The 15,601-nt window shown below is 44.0% G+C and carries 12 protein-coding genes; 4 read left to right on the top strand and 8 right to left on the bottom strand.

Annotation, left to right across the window (positions count from 1 at the left end):
- Nucleotides 1-14: 14 nt before the first annotated feature.
- Complete coding sequence (locus tag F7R58_RS00620) at nt 15-2,831, bottom strand: TonB-dependent receptor (protein ID WP_158063094.1); 2,817 nt, start codon at nt 2,829-2,831, stop codon at nt 15-17.
- Between the two features lie 259 nt (nt 2,832-3,090).
- Between F7R58_RS00620 and F7R58_RS00615 the strand changes: the two genes are divergently transcribed.
- Together F7R58_RS00615 and F7R58_RS00610 are read left to right on the top strand one after the other, a co-directional pair.
- Nucleotides 3,091-4,290: an endonuclease gene (locus F7R58_RS00615; protein WP_158063093.1), complete on the top strand. Its 1,200-nt coding sequence runs from the start codon at nt 3,091-3,093 to the stop codon at nt 4,288-4,290.
- 88 nt (nt 4,291-4,378) lie between these two features.
- Nucleotides 4,379-4,789 (top strand): DUF6146 family protein, encoded by a 411-nt coding sequence (locus F7R58_RS00610; protein ID WP_158063092.1) that lies wholly within the window; start codon nt 4,379-4,381, stop codon nt 4,787-4,789.
- A gap of 49 nt (nt 4,790-4,838) precedes the next feature.
- Here the strand turns inward: F7R58_RS00610 and F7R58_RS00605 are convergent, their stop codons facing one another.
- Nucleotides 4,839-5,435, bottom strand: a complete 597-nt coding sequence (locus F7R58_RS00605) for a superoxide dismutase (RefSeq protein WP_158063091.1) — start codon at nt 5,433-5,435, stop codon at nt 4,839-4,841.
- A gap of 793 nt (nt 5,436-6,228) precedes the next feature.
- Entirely contained in the window at nt 6,229-8,127 is a 1,899-nt protein-coding gene (gene rho / locus F7R58_RS00600; RefSeq protein WP_158063090.1) for a transcription termination factor Rho, read from the bottom strand.
- 147 nt (nt 8,128-8,274) lie between these two features.
- On the opposite strand from rho, the gene F7R58_RS00595 reads away from it, so the two are divergent.
- Both F7R58_RS00595 and F7R58_RS00590 read left to right on the top strand, forming a co-directional pair.
- Entirely contained in the window at nt 8,275-8,664 is a 390-nt protein-coding gene (locus tag F7R58_RS00595) for a DUF4293 domain-containing protein (protein WP_158063089.1), read from the top strand.
- A 131-nt stretch (nt 8,665-8,795) separates the two neighbouring features.
- The gene (locus tag F7R58_RS00590) at nt 8,796-10,628 is read left to right on the top strand and encodes an ABC transporter ATP-binding protein (RefSeq protein WP_158063088.1); all 1,833 of its coding nucleotides are present in this window, start codon (nt 8,796-8,798) and stop codon (nt 10,626-10,628) included.
- A 10-nt stretch (nt 10,629-10,638) separates the two neighbouring features.
- Here the strand turns inward: F7R58_RS00590 and F7R58_RS00585 are convergent, their stop codons facing one another.
- The 5 genes from F7R58_RS00585 to F7R58_RS00565 form a co-directional block, all read right to left on the bottom strand.
- Nucleotides 10,639-12,765 (bottom strand): cation:proton antiporter, encoded by a 2,127-nt coding sequence (locus F7R58_RS00585; RefSeq protein WP_158063087.1) that lies wholly within the window; start codon nt 12,763-12,765, stop codon nt 10,639-10,641.
- Between the two features lie 11 nt (nt 12,766-12,776).
- On the bottom strand, nt 12,777-13,349 hold the full coding sequence (locus F7R58_RS00580; protein WP_158063086.1) for a hypothetical protein: 573 nt from the start codon (nt 13,347-13,349) through the stop codon (nt 12,777-12,779).
- Nucleotides 13,350-13,421: 72 nt separating this feature from the next.
- Nucleotides 13,422-14,075 carry a phosphatidylserine decarboxylase family protein gene (locus F7R58_RS00575; RefSeq protein WP_158063085.1) on the bottom strand — a complete coding sequence of 218 codons (654 nt, stop codon included), beginning with the start codon at nt 14,073-14,075 and terminating at the stop codon, nt 13,422-13,424.
- 4 nt (nt 14,076-14,079) lie between these two features.
- Complete coding sequence (locus tag F7R58_RS00570) at nt 14,080-14,952, bottom strand: phosphatidate cytidylyltransferase (RefSeq protein WP_158063084.1); 873 nt, start codon at nt 14,950-14,952, stop codon at nt 14,080-14,082.
- A 17-nt stretch (nt 14,953-14,969) separates the two neighbouring features.
- Complete coding sequence (locus F7R58_RS00565; RefSeq protein WP_158063083.1) at nt 14,970-15,551, bottom strand: LUD domain-containing protein; 582 nt, start codon at nt 15,549-15,551, stop codon at nt 14,970-14,972.
- Between the last annotated feature and the right edge of the window lie 50 nt (nt 15,552-15,601).

The following is a 15,601-nucleotide window of genomic DNA, read 5'->3' as shown; positions in this document are numbered from 1 at the left end:
TCGTCTTTTTATTATTAGAATCTTAAATAAACATTTGCAAAGAAGGTCCTTCCTCTGTCATACCATAATTTAGGACCAAAATAGCTGTAGGTACGGTTGGCATCGGCCAGTGATTCAGGGAAGTTTACATTTCTGCCCTGCTCAAACCCACCTGTTACATAATCCCTGTTGTTCAGGATATTGTTCACACTTACACTCACGCCCATCCTGTACTTTCCGTACACAAATGTCTTACCTGCATTGGCATTCAGCATAAACTGGTCTTCAAATTTCTGCTGAGCGGTCAGTCTTGCGATCTGCTCCGGAGTAACTCCCGGATAATTGTCGCCGGTAACAGGATCTGTATAAAGCGCAGCGGTCTTGTTAAGTGCGGAGAAATCCAGGAACTGATCCTGCAGATAGTTTGCGGAAGCACCTAACCACCAGAATTTTGTTGAATTATATCTAAGTCCAAAGGAATAAGCCTTTTGAGGTGTCCCGGCAACCTTATAATCCTTCAGCTGAGCGGTTCCCCATTCACGTACAGGGCTACCCAAACGCTCAACACTGTCATCATCCGTAGTATAGACGGTCGGGTTATTGGTTATTCTGTAATCGCCATAACTTGCAACCGCATTTGCAGAAAGGGTTGGTGTAATCTTAACTTCAGCACCCAGTTCAAGACCTTTGTAGGTTTTGTTGATGCCGCTTAACACCTCAGCAACAAGTGCATTACCCTGATCTGCAGTCTCACTGGAGATATCCACATAATATCTGGAGATTTCCGTAGCGTTATTCATTGTGGTGTGATAAGCACCCAGTCTCAGTTTCAGGATCTGACCTCTCAGGATGTAGCTCAGGTCGTTGGAGTTGATAATCTGATTTTCTACCCCCGGAGTAATAAGGTTTGTAGCCCTCGGATTGATGAAGATCTCATTAAGAGTTGGTGCCAGACTGAAAAGCGCACCGTTATAAACGATGAAGTTACGTCCGTCTATTTTATAGGTCACTCTACCTTTAATCCCGGCGTCAAACGCATCGTAAATATCACTTTTTCCTTTGCTGTCAGCATAAAGAGGGTTTCTGAACTTACCTTCGCGCTGCGATTCAGAATAAGAAGAGAACACAGAGGCCATCACATTCCACTTTGGGAAATCCACTTCTGTAGAAGCGTTCAGAGCATAGGTATTACGCAAAAGATCGTAGGAATACTGTGTTCTGTCGCCTTCCATTACCCGACGACCCGGATTGTCTGCATCATTCGGTGCATCATTGTTGAATGCGTTCAGGTCGTTGGCATACAACGCGCCCAGAAGGTCCTTCAATTCACGGAAATTATCCGACTTCAGGTTCTGATAGTTGAAGTTCAGGTTCAGTTTCCAGTTGGAAGCAAGTTTCGTATCGAAGTGAGAGGCAAAGTTCAAAGTTTTATCTTTATTAACGTCCTCCACAATGGTATAAACCGCACCCTGCTCGTTCCCGTTCATGTCATACCGGTTCAGGATATTGGCTGAATAAAGGGAATTCCAGTCTATCTGACTGATGAGCGGATTGGTTTGCCACTGGTTCACATAGTCATTAAACTGTGCCTGTTCGGCATCCGTGATATTCTCTCCACCATCGGAGTTCGGCAGCTGGAAGCCGCTGTACATATATCCCGGTAATTTTCTGTAATAGGTTGGGTTAGGATCTGCAGCGTGGAACCAGTCCAGCCTGCTGCGTCCGTCGCGTCCGAACTGATAGGAAATGGTATTGGTCCAGTTACTGTTTTCGCCTAATTTCAGATAATCTGTAAGCATGAAAACAGGTTCAAATACCCTCCTGATCCTTGAATTTCTTTTTTCACCATCCTGCCATCCCCAGTAGGAGTTATAATTCTTACCCATCAGGTCATACGTTTCCTGAGTATTAGGAGAATTGGAAGCCCGGTAAGTAGGTGCACCAAAAGCGGTGAAGTTAATTGCGTGTCTGGAGCTGAACTGTTTTTCAATTGCAGCAAAATAGGCGTAAGAATCCTGATAAGTACCGTCTATCACACCATCATCAGCCCACCTGCGGCTTCCCGAGAATGTAAAAGCCCAGCCGTTCTTTGTAAGACCGCTGGAATAAGTAGCCATTGCTCTGTGGAAATAGCTTCTGTTGGTAAAGGAGTAAGCCAGAGAAGTTTGCTTACGGTAGCTGGAAGCACGGGTATTGTAATATACCACACCTCCCAGGTTACCGAAGGTATATTCAGATGGTGTAATATTGTCCACGTTCTCAAAAGGGTAACGGGTAACGTCGTTCAAACCGCCCCAGTTACTGAAATCCACTCTGCCATCATCATTCTTGGACATCGAAACTCCATTGAACAGAATATCTTCATACCGGTTCTCAACACCTCTCGGGCGGAACCAGTAGGCACCCAGTTCAAAGGCCGTAACACTCTGGAACACGTCTCTTCCTGAACTTAACAGACCAATGGTAGGCTGCATGGACGAACCACCTTCGTCATTGTCGGCTGCAGAATCGTCAATAACCAATACGCCCGCATCGGTAGGCGAAGGATTTAGACTGATCACGCCCAGATCCTTTCTTTTTTCATCTGCCGAAACTTCGAACTCCACAATTTTTGGTTCAAAGCTTGGTTTGAAAACAGTAATCAGATAGCGGCCGGGCTGCATATCTACAAACTGGAAATATCCGATCTTGTCGGCCGTTACATCGTTGCCGGACTGTGCCAGATCGATTTCGGCGTTCTCAACGGGTTTTCCTGCGGCATCCTTTACATAAGCATACACAGTGGTCTGCGCGAAGTAAAAAGACGCAGGCAGCAGTGTAAACAATGAGATTAAGGACAGTTTTTTAATCATAACAAATTATTTAAAATTTACTTTTTATACTGGTTCCATAAAGGGCTGCAAAATTAAACTTAATTTTTGTTAAGTTAAACATATTTAACATTTTATTGAATCAAACTCAACAGAACCCTTGCGGACCTTATAAAGACATTTTCAGCATTTTAAAACCTTCTGCGGCACATATTATCACGAATCTATTTTTAACTATTTTGCAGTTTAGATGTCAAATAATTATTAATTTTACACCCTTAAAATAACCGTAAATATTGTAATGAAAAAATATCTGATTATCACCGCCACACTGTGCTTCGGAATGGTATTTTCGCAAAAGCAGGTGCAGCGCGCCACCGTTGCTTTCATGAACGTGGAAAACCTTTGGGACACTGTTCCCTCCTTCGATTATATAGACGGGACCAAAAACAGGAATAATCCGGCATTTCACCGCAGTGTACCCTTGGATTCTATAGAGCTGATGGAAACCACTGAGGACTACCGTGGCCCCTGGAGCGACGAACTGCTGATAGGCAAGAAAGTCATCAGAAAACAGGTCCTAGCCGATGATTTCACTGCCAACAGTGCCAAGAACTGGGACACCCAGAAGTACAACGACAAGATGGGCAAACTGGCAAAGGTAATTTCAGAACTTGGCCGTCAGCATACCAATGACAATCCAGCCATTATGGGTCTTCTTGAAATTGAAAACCGCCAGGTGGTGCAGGACCTCATCAGCCAACCCTTACTGGCAAAAAGTGATTACGGCATCGTGCACTTCAATTCATATGACGCACGGGGTGTAGACAATGCCATTATCTATCAGAAAAAAAGATTCCGCCCAACGGAAACCTATAAAAAGGAAATCAAGATCTTTGACGATGAAGGCAAAAGGGTTTATACCCGTGACATTATCGTGATGAAAGGCCTGCTTGACGGCGAAAGAATCGCGGTCTTCATGAACCACTGGCCTTCCCGGAGCGGTGGCGAAGCCCGTTCACTGCCAAGACGTATCGCTGCCGCTGCAGCGCTGAAAGAAGAGATGGATAAAGCCAGTGCCGAAAGTCCGGGCATCAAGCTTATCGCCATGGGTGACTTTAACGACGACCCCGTGAGCCCAAGTTTAAGGAAACATCTGGGTGCCGTAGGTGAACCTTCTGAGCTTTCTGATAAATCGCCGTACTACAACCTGATGACCAAACTGTACAAAGCAGGTGTTGCCTCACTGGCCTACCGTGATGCACCAAACCTGTTCGACCAGATCATTGTTTCAAAAAACCTGTATTCACCGGAGAAAATGACGGGCACCTATTCTGTGTACAAAGTTGAGATTTTCGCACCGTCTTACCTTGTAAACTCGCAGGGTCAATGGAAAGGTTATCCTTACCGTTCCTGGGACGGCGACCGCTACACAGGAGGTTACAGTGACCACTTCCCTGCCGTTTCTGTGCTTCAGAGAGAATATACACCAGCCAGGTAACTGCCTGTAATTAAATTTAAACCGGGATTGCTGTTCCGGTTTTTTTATGGTCGGTAATTTGTAGCTTTACCTATATATCTGATTCAACATGAAAAAGCTGATCTTTTTACTCGCGCTCTATTTTGGAGGCATGAGTTGTACTTCCCAACAGAACAAAGGTAACGACACCACCATTAAACAAAATAAAGAAGATGATGGTGAATGGGACCTGACTGTAATTGACTCACAGTTTGATTACTTTATGAATGCCATTGCCAAGCCTAAAAGCATGTACTCACTGGAAACCCTTCGAAACCGGAACAGAAGCCTGGTAAACGAGTGGAACTCCTATTATATGTCCGGACGTTACAGGAACATCATAGAATCTTCAATAGACTACGATCCTAATGAAAATTACGGTCTGGATTTCGAGTATAAACTCTATCAGGTATTCGCCTTTGTGAACTGGAAATACAAACTAAGATTTACCGGCCTTAGCGCCATGGATTATTCAAGATAGCAAAAAGGTCCGGCAAGTTGCCGGACCTTCTGTTTTATATGATAAAAGCTTATTTATTGAAAAGCTCCTCTACTTTATCCCAGTTAATAACGCTGAAGAACGCTGCAACGTAATCAGGTCTTTTGTTCTGGTAGTTCAGGTAATAGGCGTGCTCCCAAACATCAAGTCCAAGAACCGGCGTTCCCTGACAGTCAGATACCGGCATCAGTGGGTTGTCCTGGTTGGGTGTAGAACAAACAGTTACCGAACCATCGCCTTTTTTGCAAAGCCACGCCCATCCGGAGCCGAATCTTGTCTTGGCAGCTTCGGCAAAATCGGTCTTGAATTTCTCCATACCGCCATAGGTTTCAATGGCCGCTTTCACATTTCCTACAGGCTCCTTAATGCCACCGGGAGTCATGATTTCCCAGAAAAGAGTGTGGTTGAAGTGTCCGCCGCCGTTGTTTCTAACCGCCGCCTTGTCCGTTCCTGTTTTGCAGATCTCTTCAATGGATTTTCCCTCAAGTTCAGTACCTTCAATAGCCTTGTTCAGGTTGTCAATGTACGCCTGGTGGTGTTTTGTGTGGTGTATTTCCATTGTTCTTGCATCAATGGTAGGCTCTAACGCGTCGTAAGCATATCCTAACTGTGGTAATTCGAATGACATAATGCTGTTATTTTTAAAGTTAATTCTCAAAGATAAGGATTAGGAAAAATCTTTGCCTTATAAAGTTTCTTAAAAAAATAATAAAAAGGATAGACAGAAGCGAAAACGCTGGCGGCAGTTTGCTTTTACTGTTTGGTAAATACTAAATTTCCGGTAACATGAAGGTAGATTTTTAAATCCTGGCCGGGAGGGCAGACATCACCATTAAATCATACTTGAATTTGGCGAATACATCCAGTTGAACTGAGCGGCATTTAGTTTTGTAAGTATAACAGGCAAGATTTTTTTTAAAATCACTTTCATATTATTTTTATTTACAAAGTGACGGGGAATTTAAAGATCCATCACTATTTTGTGTTATACTATAAATTTCATTATTGTCAAATACGCGTTGCAAAGTTATTAGATTTGCAATCCCATATTCTGCAGAGTTTAAAAAATACCTTTTCCAATCCATTTTGATTAATAAAACCATTATCAGGGATATTTAAATTTTGTTCTCGTATTTTTCTCTCATAGATTGTTTGATCAAGCTTCCACTTTTTAATTTTATTTTGCATTTGAGAAAGCGGGAGCCCCTGTAACTGAGTGTGTGTTCCTGTAAAACGAATCACATAATGTATATATTTAAATCCCGATGGGCAGGTTGTAAGTCAATGGAAGGAATTAAGCTCCAACCAAAACCAAATTGCTATCTCCTATACTGTTGCATACTAAGAGAGCAAGAACCTCACGTCAACAAAAAACTGCCCCGAATATCTTCAGGGCAGTTTAATTTTTATGGTGATAAATATTATTTGTTCATGCTCATCAGGAACTCTTCATTGCTTTGGGTTCCTTTAATGTTGCGGTTTACAAATTCCATCGCCTCCATCGGATTCATATCTGATAAATATTTCCTCAGGATCCACATACGCTGTGTGGTGGTTTCATCCAAAAGCAGGTCGTCCTTACGCGTGCTGGATGCAACCAGGTCAATGGCAGGATAGATTCTTTTATTGGCAATCTTTCTGTCAAGCTGAAGTTCCATATTTCCGGTACCTTTAAATTCTTCAAAGATTACCTCATCCATTTTGGAGCCTGTATCAATAAGTGCTGTGGCAATGATGGTCAGTGATCCGCCGCCTTCAATATTACGTGCCGCTCCGAAGAAACGTTTTGGCTTGTGCAGAGCGTTGGCATCTACACCTCCGGAAAGGATCTTACCTGAAGCAGGTGTTACCGTATTATAGGCTCTGGCCAGACGGGTAATGGAATCCAGCAGGATCACCACATCGTGACCGCACTCTACCATGCGCTGTGCCTTTGCAAGGACAAGGTTGGCTACTTTTACATGCTTTTCTGCAGCTTCGTCGAATGTAGAGGCAATAACCTCCGCATTTACGCTTCTTTCCATATCGGTAACTTCTTCCGGTCTTTCGTCAATAAGAAGGACCATCATATATGCTTCCGGGTGATTGGCTGAGATCGCATTCGCAATATCCTTAAGCAACATGGTCTTACCTGTCTTAGGCTGCGCCACAATCATGGCACGCTGACCTTTACCGATCGGCGAAAATAAATCGACGATACGTGTGGAATGGGTAGAACCTTTGCCTGCAAGATTAAACTTCTCTTCAGGGAAAAGTGGCGTTAGGTATTCAAACGAAACGCGGTCTTTTATAAACGCCAGGTCGCGGCCGTTTACTTCTACCGGCCTCATCAGGGAGAAGTATTTCTCTCCTTCCTTTGGCAGCCTTACAATCCCTTTTACAGCGTCGCCGGTCTTCAGTCCGTAATTGCGGATCTGAGCGGTAGATACATAAACGTCGTCGGGAGAGGAGATATAGGAGAAATCCGGTGAACGGAGGAATCCGTAATTATCCGGCAGGATTTCCAGCACACCTTCTATGGTTACCATACCGTCGAAGCTGTATTCCTTTTTCGGTTCAGTTTCTTCCTGGTTATCCTGGTTGCGCTGATGTTTTTGATTTTTATGCTGATTTCCGCCCTGAGGACGGTTCTCATTCTGGTTTCCGCTGTTCTGAGACTGGTTGCGGTTTTGTTGTGGATTCTGACCCTGCTGCTGTTGTTGTGGAGGTGTCTGGGGCTGCTGCTGTCCCTGATTCTGGGATTGCTGAGCCTGGTTCTGCTGCTGAACAGGTCTGTTTTGCTGTGGTTGCTGCTTTTGAGGTCTGCTCTGTTCCTGCTTCTGAGTTTTAGGTTTTGAAACCTCTTCTTTAGGTTGCTCTGTTTCGGCAGTTGGTTCTTCCGCAGCGACTGCCGGTTCCGGTACTACAGGTTCTTTTTTCTTTCTGGGCTGCCTTGCCGGCTTTTCTTTGGGAGCTTCTTCTGTAGCCGGTTTCTGCTCTGAGTCAGGTTCTTCCACTGGCGTTTCAGTGATTTCAATCATGGCAGGCATGGGATCGGCCTCAGTTTTGGCAGCGGAAGGTTTCTTTTTTGCCGCCGGTTTTTTGGGCGTTTTAGGCGCGGCTTTCTGTACCGGTGCACTTTCGGGTTCTGCTGATGCAGCAGCCTTCTCTGTGCTTTTATAATACTCCTTTGCAGTTTTGGAGTTGGAAGCCTGAAAGTCCAGTATGGCGAAAATAATGGTATTTTCATCGCTGTTTCTGGGCAGCTTCACCTCCAAATCCTTAGCAATTTTGGTCAGTTCCGCAATGGATTTAGACCTTAGTATTTCTAAGTTAAACATATATAGGGTGTGTTACGTAAAAAATGATGTAAGTAGAGTTTGTAAAAGTTCAGCCGGGCGGCTATTCTTTAGAATTCGTAATGCAAATCTACACTTATTTTTGAAATATGCAAAATTTGTACTATTTTTGGCCCTTACGATCTGAAAATGCTGCAGAGAATACAAACCGTCTTTATGTTTCTGGCCGTGCTGGCGGCCCTGGTCCTGCCTTTCACCGCAATGGATGTAGAAATTTTTGGCAGTACGTATATCATTCCTGCCCTGGCTGTGCTTTGCGTGTTGCTGGGAATGATCTCCATTTTCAGTTATAAAAACAGATCCCGACAAATCCTGCTGAATAACATCAGCATGCTGATAAACGTTTTGTTGACGGGTTTACTGTTATATTGGGTGCTAATCTTATCTGGAGGAATGTCATTTCCTGAGAAAGGTATTGAGCTCGTTTTTCCTTTGGTGGCGCTGTTCTGTCTTTTGTTGGCAAACAGCAATATCCGTAAGGATACATTGCTCGTAAAATCTGCAGACCGTATCCGGTAACCTTACAGCGATTTTTTTGAGTGTAAGAACAGCTTCCGTTTTGGGAGCTGTTTTTCTTTGTGCCAGCCCGCGACTTGCAACAATGGGCTTATTGACGGGATTTATGTAATTTTGCGCTTCAAACAGCTTTAATGAATTACTATAAAAGGGCAATAGAGTACATCTTACCTTATAAAAGCAGCATTGCACTGGGTATCTTCTTCAATATCTTGTATGCAGTTTTCAACATCTTTGCCATGCTGGGTTTCATACCCGTTCTAAACATCCTTTTCGATAAAAGAAATGAGGTTCTCCTTACGGAGCCAAAGTATAATGGTGATGTAACCACCCTTGCTACCTATGGTAAGGACAGCTTCAACTACTTTATACAGCAGATGGAAGCGGACCGCGGGCCGGAGTATGTGCTTCTTGTAACATGCATTATGTTTATCAGTATGTTCCTGCTTCGTAATGTTTTCAGCTATTTTTCGGAATTTTACCTTACCTACTCACGCACCGGCGTTTCGCGCGACTTCAGGAGCCAGTTGCACAGCAAGATCCTGGAACTGCCCGTAGCTTTCTTCTCCGATACCCGGAAGGGCGATGTGTTTGCCAGGATCACCTCGGATGTAGGTGAGATTGAGGGCAATATCCTGAACAGTTTAATTGATATCATCCGCTCTCCCATCGTCATTATCCTTACCATGGGATATTTGCTCTACTCCAATTTCGAACTGACGGTATTTACCCTCATAGTATTCCCTGTAATGGGCACCTTGATTTCAATTATAGGGAAAAGTCTGAAGAAGGATACCGGCGAAGCCCAAAATGAGCTGGGTAAACTTTACTCATACGTAGATGAAACCCTGGTAGGCCTTAAAGTGATTAAAATATTCAACGCGTCCGACCAGATCCGTACCCGTTTCGACAATACGTTGAATACCATCCGTCATCTGTCTCTCAGGTTGTTTAAAAAGAAAGCGCTGGCCTCGCCTGTAAGTGAACTGTTGGGAGCTACTACCATCGGTATGATCGTTTATTTTGGCGGAAAACTGGCCCTGCAGGGCAACGGCCTTTCGGGCGCTGAGTTTATAGTGTATATTTCCCTGTTCTATACCATTCTGGACCCACTGAAAAGACTTTCCAATTCCATTTCCAACTTCCAGAAGGGCGAAGTTTCGGCAAAGCGGGTTTTTGAAATCCTGGATGCAGACTACCAGCTTAAGGAAATTTCAAACGCAGTGGAAATCAATGAGTTTAAGGACAAGATTGAATTCAGAAATATCAGCTTTGCTTACGAAGACCGAAAAGTCCTGGAGAACTTCTCACTCGTAATCCCCAAAGGACAAAGTGTCGCCCTGGTAGGTCAGAGCGGGAGTGGGAAAAGTACCATTGCCAACCTTATTACTCGGTTCTATGATGTTCAGTCCGGTGAAATACTCATAGACGGCATCAACATTAAAAACCTGAAACTGTCCAGCTACCGCCAACTCTTCGGGTTGGTTACTCAGGACAATATTCTCTTTAACGACAGCATTTCCAACAATATCGCGCTGGGTAACCTCTCCGCAGGCAAAGACCGCGTGGAAAGTGCCGCCAGGATCGCCAATGCCCACGATTTCATTGCTGAACTGCCAATGGGCTACGAGACAGGAATCGGCGAGGCCGGCGGGAAGCTTTCCGGCGGTCAGAAACAGCGTCTTTCCATAGCACGTGCGGTACTGAAGAATCCACCGATAATGATCCTGGACGAAGCCACATCAGCCCTGGATACTGAATCCGAAAGATTTGTTCAGGATGCCCTGGAAAGAATGATGCAGAACCGCACTTCGCTGGTTATTGCGCACAGGCTTTCAACCATCCAGAAGGCAGATACCATCGTAGTGATGGAACGCGGAAAAATCGTGGAACAGGGCAACCATAACGACCTTTACGAAAAGGACGGAGTATACCGTAAACTTGTGGATCTGCAGAACTTCGAATAAAAGTATAAGACTATTTAAACAGGTTACCCAGCAAATTCCCTATTTCTGCAAAATCATCAGGATTGTTAACACTTCTGGAATATAATGTACTTTCTGTACTGCTGCCATTGGCATAGGGATACATCAGCAGATAATTCCTTCCGCTGAAGTGATCATTAAGATGGTAGCTTACCGATTGCATAGCCGGATGGAAAGATTTCATCCCCCGTTTGGCCATCATTAGGATAAGTGCTTCATCATTTTTCATTTTTTCCGCAATCCGGGGAAGGTCTTTCCAGTTGTTGAAGATAATGAATTCGGCATCTATCGTCGCTTTTTTCTGAATTGTTTCCAGCATGCGGATTGTGTTTTCGTCGGCATAGAAAACTATCTTAGTAGCGGAATGTCTTGAAATGTTCCACACCTTCTGCAAACATTTAAAGAATCCGGATTCCCTGTGCGCATTCTGCGGAATCAGGACATGATAGGCCTGTATGGTAGCCACAGGCTGTACGGAATGATACACTAGCAGATTGGTGGTCTCGTTAGTTAGGTAACCATTGTAAAGGTTATAGACGAAGGAGGACGTGAATCCCCTTTCACTGTCCACCGCTATAATGAGGTCAGTAATCCTGTGTTCCCGGATCATATTGTTGATGCCGTTTACTACATCCGAATCATGTCTCTTCAGCATGTTGAGTTTAAGGTCTGCGGCTGCGGCAGTTTCGGCAGCAGTTCCAAGGATTTTCTCAGCGTTTTTCTCAGAGGATTCATTTTCCTTTTCATTAATAATGTTGAGGGCAAAGACATCTTCTGTATTCTTTTTGGATTTCAGCAGCAGTGCCAGATTGGTCACAGGTGCGGCAGTGGCCTGATAATTCAGTGCTAGCAGAATCCTTTCCTCATCAGCCGTATCATCATTCATACTGTTTTCATTTTCTGCGTCGGCGATATTTTTACCGCTTTTTTGCGAGACGAAGGAAGAAACGGTACAGGAGACAAGGATCAGGAGGATACTGCCGTTGAGGACGCTTTCATTCAAAAGTCTTATGGGCTCGCCACTTTCTGTCTCGCCGATAATAATATTGTACCCCACCATTACTGTTGCGAGCGTGGCCGCTGCGGAGGCTGAAGACAGACCGAAAATAAGCCTGCCTTCGTCATCAGTAAACCTGAATGTCTTTTGTGTGGCCAGTGAAGCTACATATTTTCCACCCAAAGAGATCCCGGTCATCAGTAATGCCACCTTGATGGTTTCAAAATCTTTAAAAAATGCCTTGAAATCGATGAGCATACCAACACTTATCAGAAAGAAGGGAATAAATATGGCGTTTCCTACAAAATCGATACGGTTCATCAGTGCTGAGGTATGAGGGATAAGCCGGTTGAGTGCCAGCCCCGCCAAAAAAGCGCCGATGATAGCCTCTACACCAGCCAATTCAGCAAACAGGGAAGCCAGGTAAATCATTACCATGACAAAGATGAAATGTGAGACCTTATCATGAACTTTCTTAAAAAACCAGCGCGCCACTATGGGAAACCCAAATAGCACTACAGCGGCAAATACAATTACCGAAAGTGTTAACCGGATCCAGAACGCTGATGTAACTGTACCCTGCGCCATACCTACACAAACCGCAAGGACCAGGAGTGCCAGAACATCGGTGATCATTGTCCCGCCCACTGTTACATTAACTGCACGGTTCTTAGCCACTCCCAGCTTACTTATAAGCGGATAGGAAATCAAGGTATGTGAAGAGAAGATACTGGCAAAAAGCACAGCTACGAGTATTGCATAACCCAGAATATAATATCCGGCCACGATGCCCAGCGCAAGAGGTATAGCGAAGGTATACATACCGAATGTGAGGCTTTTCCATTTGTTTTTCCGGAACTCAGTAAGATCAATCTCCAGTCCCGCCATAAACATTATAAATAGCAGACCTGTGGTGCCTATGACGACTACACTTGCATCCCTGGGCAGAACATTGAATCCGTGCGGACCTATTACCGCTCCTGCAATGATGAGTCCGATAAGGTGCGGTACCTTAATCTTGTTAAGAAGTAAGGGGGCTGAAAGTATGATGATGAGAATGACCAGGAACTTAAGAATAGGGTCCTCTAAGGGCAACACAAAATGGCCCGCGATACTTAGCATACCGTTCATAATTATTTTCTTACAAGTTCAATTGAAAATTGCGAGGTACAGGACTGGTCTACCTGTATTTCCCGGGTTCCGGCGAGACGTTCCGCAGAAACTGTACCGAACTCAATTCTGAAAGTTCTCTGTGAAGCGGCGTCTGCAGAAGTTTCGGAAGCCAGCACAATTTTACCTCCGCTATATTCACCGGTGTACATCCGGACCACACCCGTCTTGTTCACATTTTTTGCCACAATTTTACCGCCATCTGCGGACAGTTGCCACTCGTCTGTACGTACATCACCCACCACATAATCGGTGCAGTTGGAATGGGTACAAACGATCTTTCCTGTCCAGGTGCCGTTAATCTCTGCCGGCAGCGGATTCACAGCTATGGTATCCATCGGGGTGTTCAGACTGTCCCGCAGTTTGAGCAGCGCCTGATAATCTGCCGCTTTTAAAGCAAATTCCTTCTCCTTCACGGTCAGGATTGAATCGCGTTTCTGAAGTTCGGCCTGCCTGGGATCCGTTTTCTCCTGGCAGCGGATAAATGCGGTGAGAAGAAAAAAGCTAAAGATTATGGGAAAAAGTTTTAGGCGCATAATAAAATGTTTGCCAAAATATACAAAAAAATCCGGCAATGCCGGACTGTTGTGCTTTAAAATATAGTGGGACTAAGCCTTCATTCTGGCTATCACATCTAATCCACCCTTGGTTTTATCTCCAATCTTACAGATAATTTCTGTATCCAGGGGCAGGAACACGTCCATCCTTGAACCAAATTTTATGAAGCCGAATTCATGCCCGGCCTTTGCGGTGTCCCCTTCAGTACAGTTAAAAACAATCCGCCGGGCTACATAGCCAGCAATCTGCCTGAACACGACCTGATGATGCGTCAGACTTTCAACCGCTACGGTAGTTCTTTCATTCTCGGTAGATGACTTCTCATGCCAGGCAACAAGATATTTTCCTGGGTGGTATTTCTTATAGACCACCTTCCCTGAAACCGGATAGCGGCAAATATGAACGTTAAGCGGTGACATAAAAATGGAAACCTGAATAGCTTTCCCTTTAATGAATTCATCTTCATTCACCTCCTTTATCATGACCACCTTGCCGTCTACAGGTGCGATTACATTTTCCTTATGGTCTTCTATGTCGCGATTTGGAACACGGAAAAACCAAAATATAAGACCGTAAATAACGAGAAGAGGGACAATAACAACAAGTGCCCACAGTTCAAGAAAAGTAACCGCTAAAAAGCTTAAAACTGCAAAAATAAGGGTGGCAACTATAATGGTCCCTTTGGATTCCCGGTGAAGTTTCATGGTATTAAATAAGTTTTTCTAAAATAAAGTACAAATATACTACAGGCGCGCAGATAATGAAACTATCCAACCGGTCCAGTACACCGCCGTGTCCCGGAATCAGATTTCCGGAATCCTTTACCGCAAAACTGCGTTTAAGCTGGCTTTCCACCAGGTCTCCCAATGGCGCAAATACGGCAATCAATGCACCCACGACCATCCAGTTCCCGCGAAGTTCGGGAAAATATTTATCAACAAAGAATGCAAGAATAATTGTCAGGATCACACCACCTGCAAAGCCTTCCCAGGTTTTCTTAGGTGAAACCTTTGGTGCCATCTTATGTTTGCCGAAAAACTTACCTGTAAGGTAGGCAAATGTATCACTGCTCCAAATCAGGATAAAGAGGAAGAATACCTCCAGACTGAAAGTATTCTGAAAGGCGGAATACTTAGGCAAACCAAGTGCGAAGCCGAAAGGAAGTGCGGTATAGATTACTGTAAAGATCAGCTTACCACTGTCATAGTACAGCTCCGTACTGAATTTAAACAGGGTAACTACGGCAATGATGATCAGGGACAGCGCCAGGATTTCGGACAGTCTGAAATTGTAATAAAATCCAAAATTAAAGTAGCGTTTACTGAAAAGGTAAAAAACAAAAAATGCCAGTGGAAGAACAATCCAACGTTCATACCCCGTGCCGAATTTCATGATTTTCATACATTCCCACACAGAGGCCAAGAAAAGTAGACTGATTAGCCCGTAATACAGGTAATGCTGTTTCACAGTATCAGGGAAGACCTTATTAATTGATTCTGCACCTGCCGGATGTATACAGGCCATAATTATCAGAATATATACCAACCCGGAAATGGTACGCTGAATTAAATTTTTATCCAAAATAGTTCTGTTTGTTACTAATCTTCAATAAGAAGAAGGAATAGCTTAGTGCTGTTACGCGTAGGCGCATCCAATTTATTCTGGTTCCCGCTGATGGAGGTCAGGTTTTTAACATTGCCGTTTCGCTTGATCTTGCTCATGGCATCATTAAGGTTAGAAACAATTTGGGAAACATTCGCCATTACAATGATCTTTTCCGGTAAACGGGAGGAGTGAAAATGCTTGATATTATTATGCGAAAGCATAATCCTGCCATCATAGGCGATCAGGTATTCACAGGTTATAAAGGCTGTATCATTGGACTGTTCCAAATTGTCCGTGTAAGGAACCTTTACGACATCCAGAAAGTTCTTAAGATCCCGGTCGCAGCAGAACACGGATTTCACCTGTTCTATCTTAATGATCTGATTCAGGATCTGTAAAGCCTCAGCTTCATCTGCACAATAATTAAAAAATCCGCCGGAATGGGTAAATAGCTGCGCAAACTTGTAATCGAGATCCGCATTTTTAAGCGAATCCCCAAGTTTTTCCAGGCTCTGATTTTCATTATCCTCAGGCTGGTTCATTATCTTACCGACAATTCTTTTAAATAAACTCAACTTTCTTCAATTAGATATCAATACAAAAATATAAAATATTTCAGCAAATC

The sequence above is a fragment of the Chryseobacterium sp. genome (assembly GCF_008831505.1).
Lineage (GTDB): Bacteria > Bacteroidota > Bacteroidia > Flavobacteriales > Weeksellaceae > Marnyiella.
This window is presented reverse-complemented; position numbering and strand designations above follow the sequence as displayed.

What these genes read in the sequence shown, in the direction of transcription:
- F7R58_RS00620 (WP_158063094.1), bottom strand. Translation starts at nt 2,831, where the DNA reads ATGATTAAAAAACTGTCCTTAATCTCATTGTTTACACTGCTGCCTGCG.
- F7R58_RS00615 (WP_158063093.1), top strand. Translation starts at nt 3,091, where the DNA reads ATGAAAAAATATCTGATTATCACCGCCACACTGTGCTTCGGAATGGTA.
- F7R58_RS00610 (WP_158063092.1), top strand. Translation starts at nt 4,379, where the DNA reads ATGAAAAAGCTGATCTTTTTACTCGCGCTCTATTTTGGAGGCATGAGT.
- F7R58_RS00605 (WP_158063091.1), bottom strand. Translation starts at nt 5,435, where the DNA reads ATGTCATTCGAATTACCACAGTTAGGATATGCTTACGACGCGTTAGAG.
- rho (WP_158063090.1), bottom strand. Translation starts at nt 8,127, where the DNA reads ATGTTTAACTTAGAAATACTAAGGTCTAAATCCATTGCGGAACTGACC.
- F7R58_RS00595 (WP_158063089.1), top strand. Translation starts at nt 8,275, where the DNA reads ATGCTGCAGAGAATACAAACCGTCTTTATGTTTCTGGCCGTGCTGGCG.
- F7R58_RS00590 (WP_158063088.1), top strand. Translation starts at nt 8,796, where the DNA reads ATGAATTACTATAAAAGGGCAATAGAGTACATCTTACCTTATAAAAGC.
- F7R58_RS00585 (WP_158063087.1), bottom strand. Translation starts at nt 12,765, where the DNA reads ATGCTAAGTATCGCGGGCCATTTTGTGTTGCCCTTAGAGGACCCTATT.
- F7R58_RS00580 (WP_158063086.1), bottom strand. Translation starts at nt 13,349, where the DNA reads ATGCGCCTAAAACTTTTTCCCATAATCTTTAGCTTTTTTCTTCTCACC.
- F7R58_RS00575 (WP_158063085.1), bottom strand. Translation starts at nt 14,075, where the DNA reads ATGAAACTTCACCGGGAATCCAAAGGGACCATTATAGTTGCCACCCTT.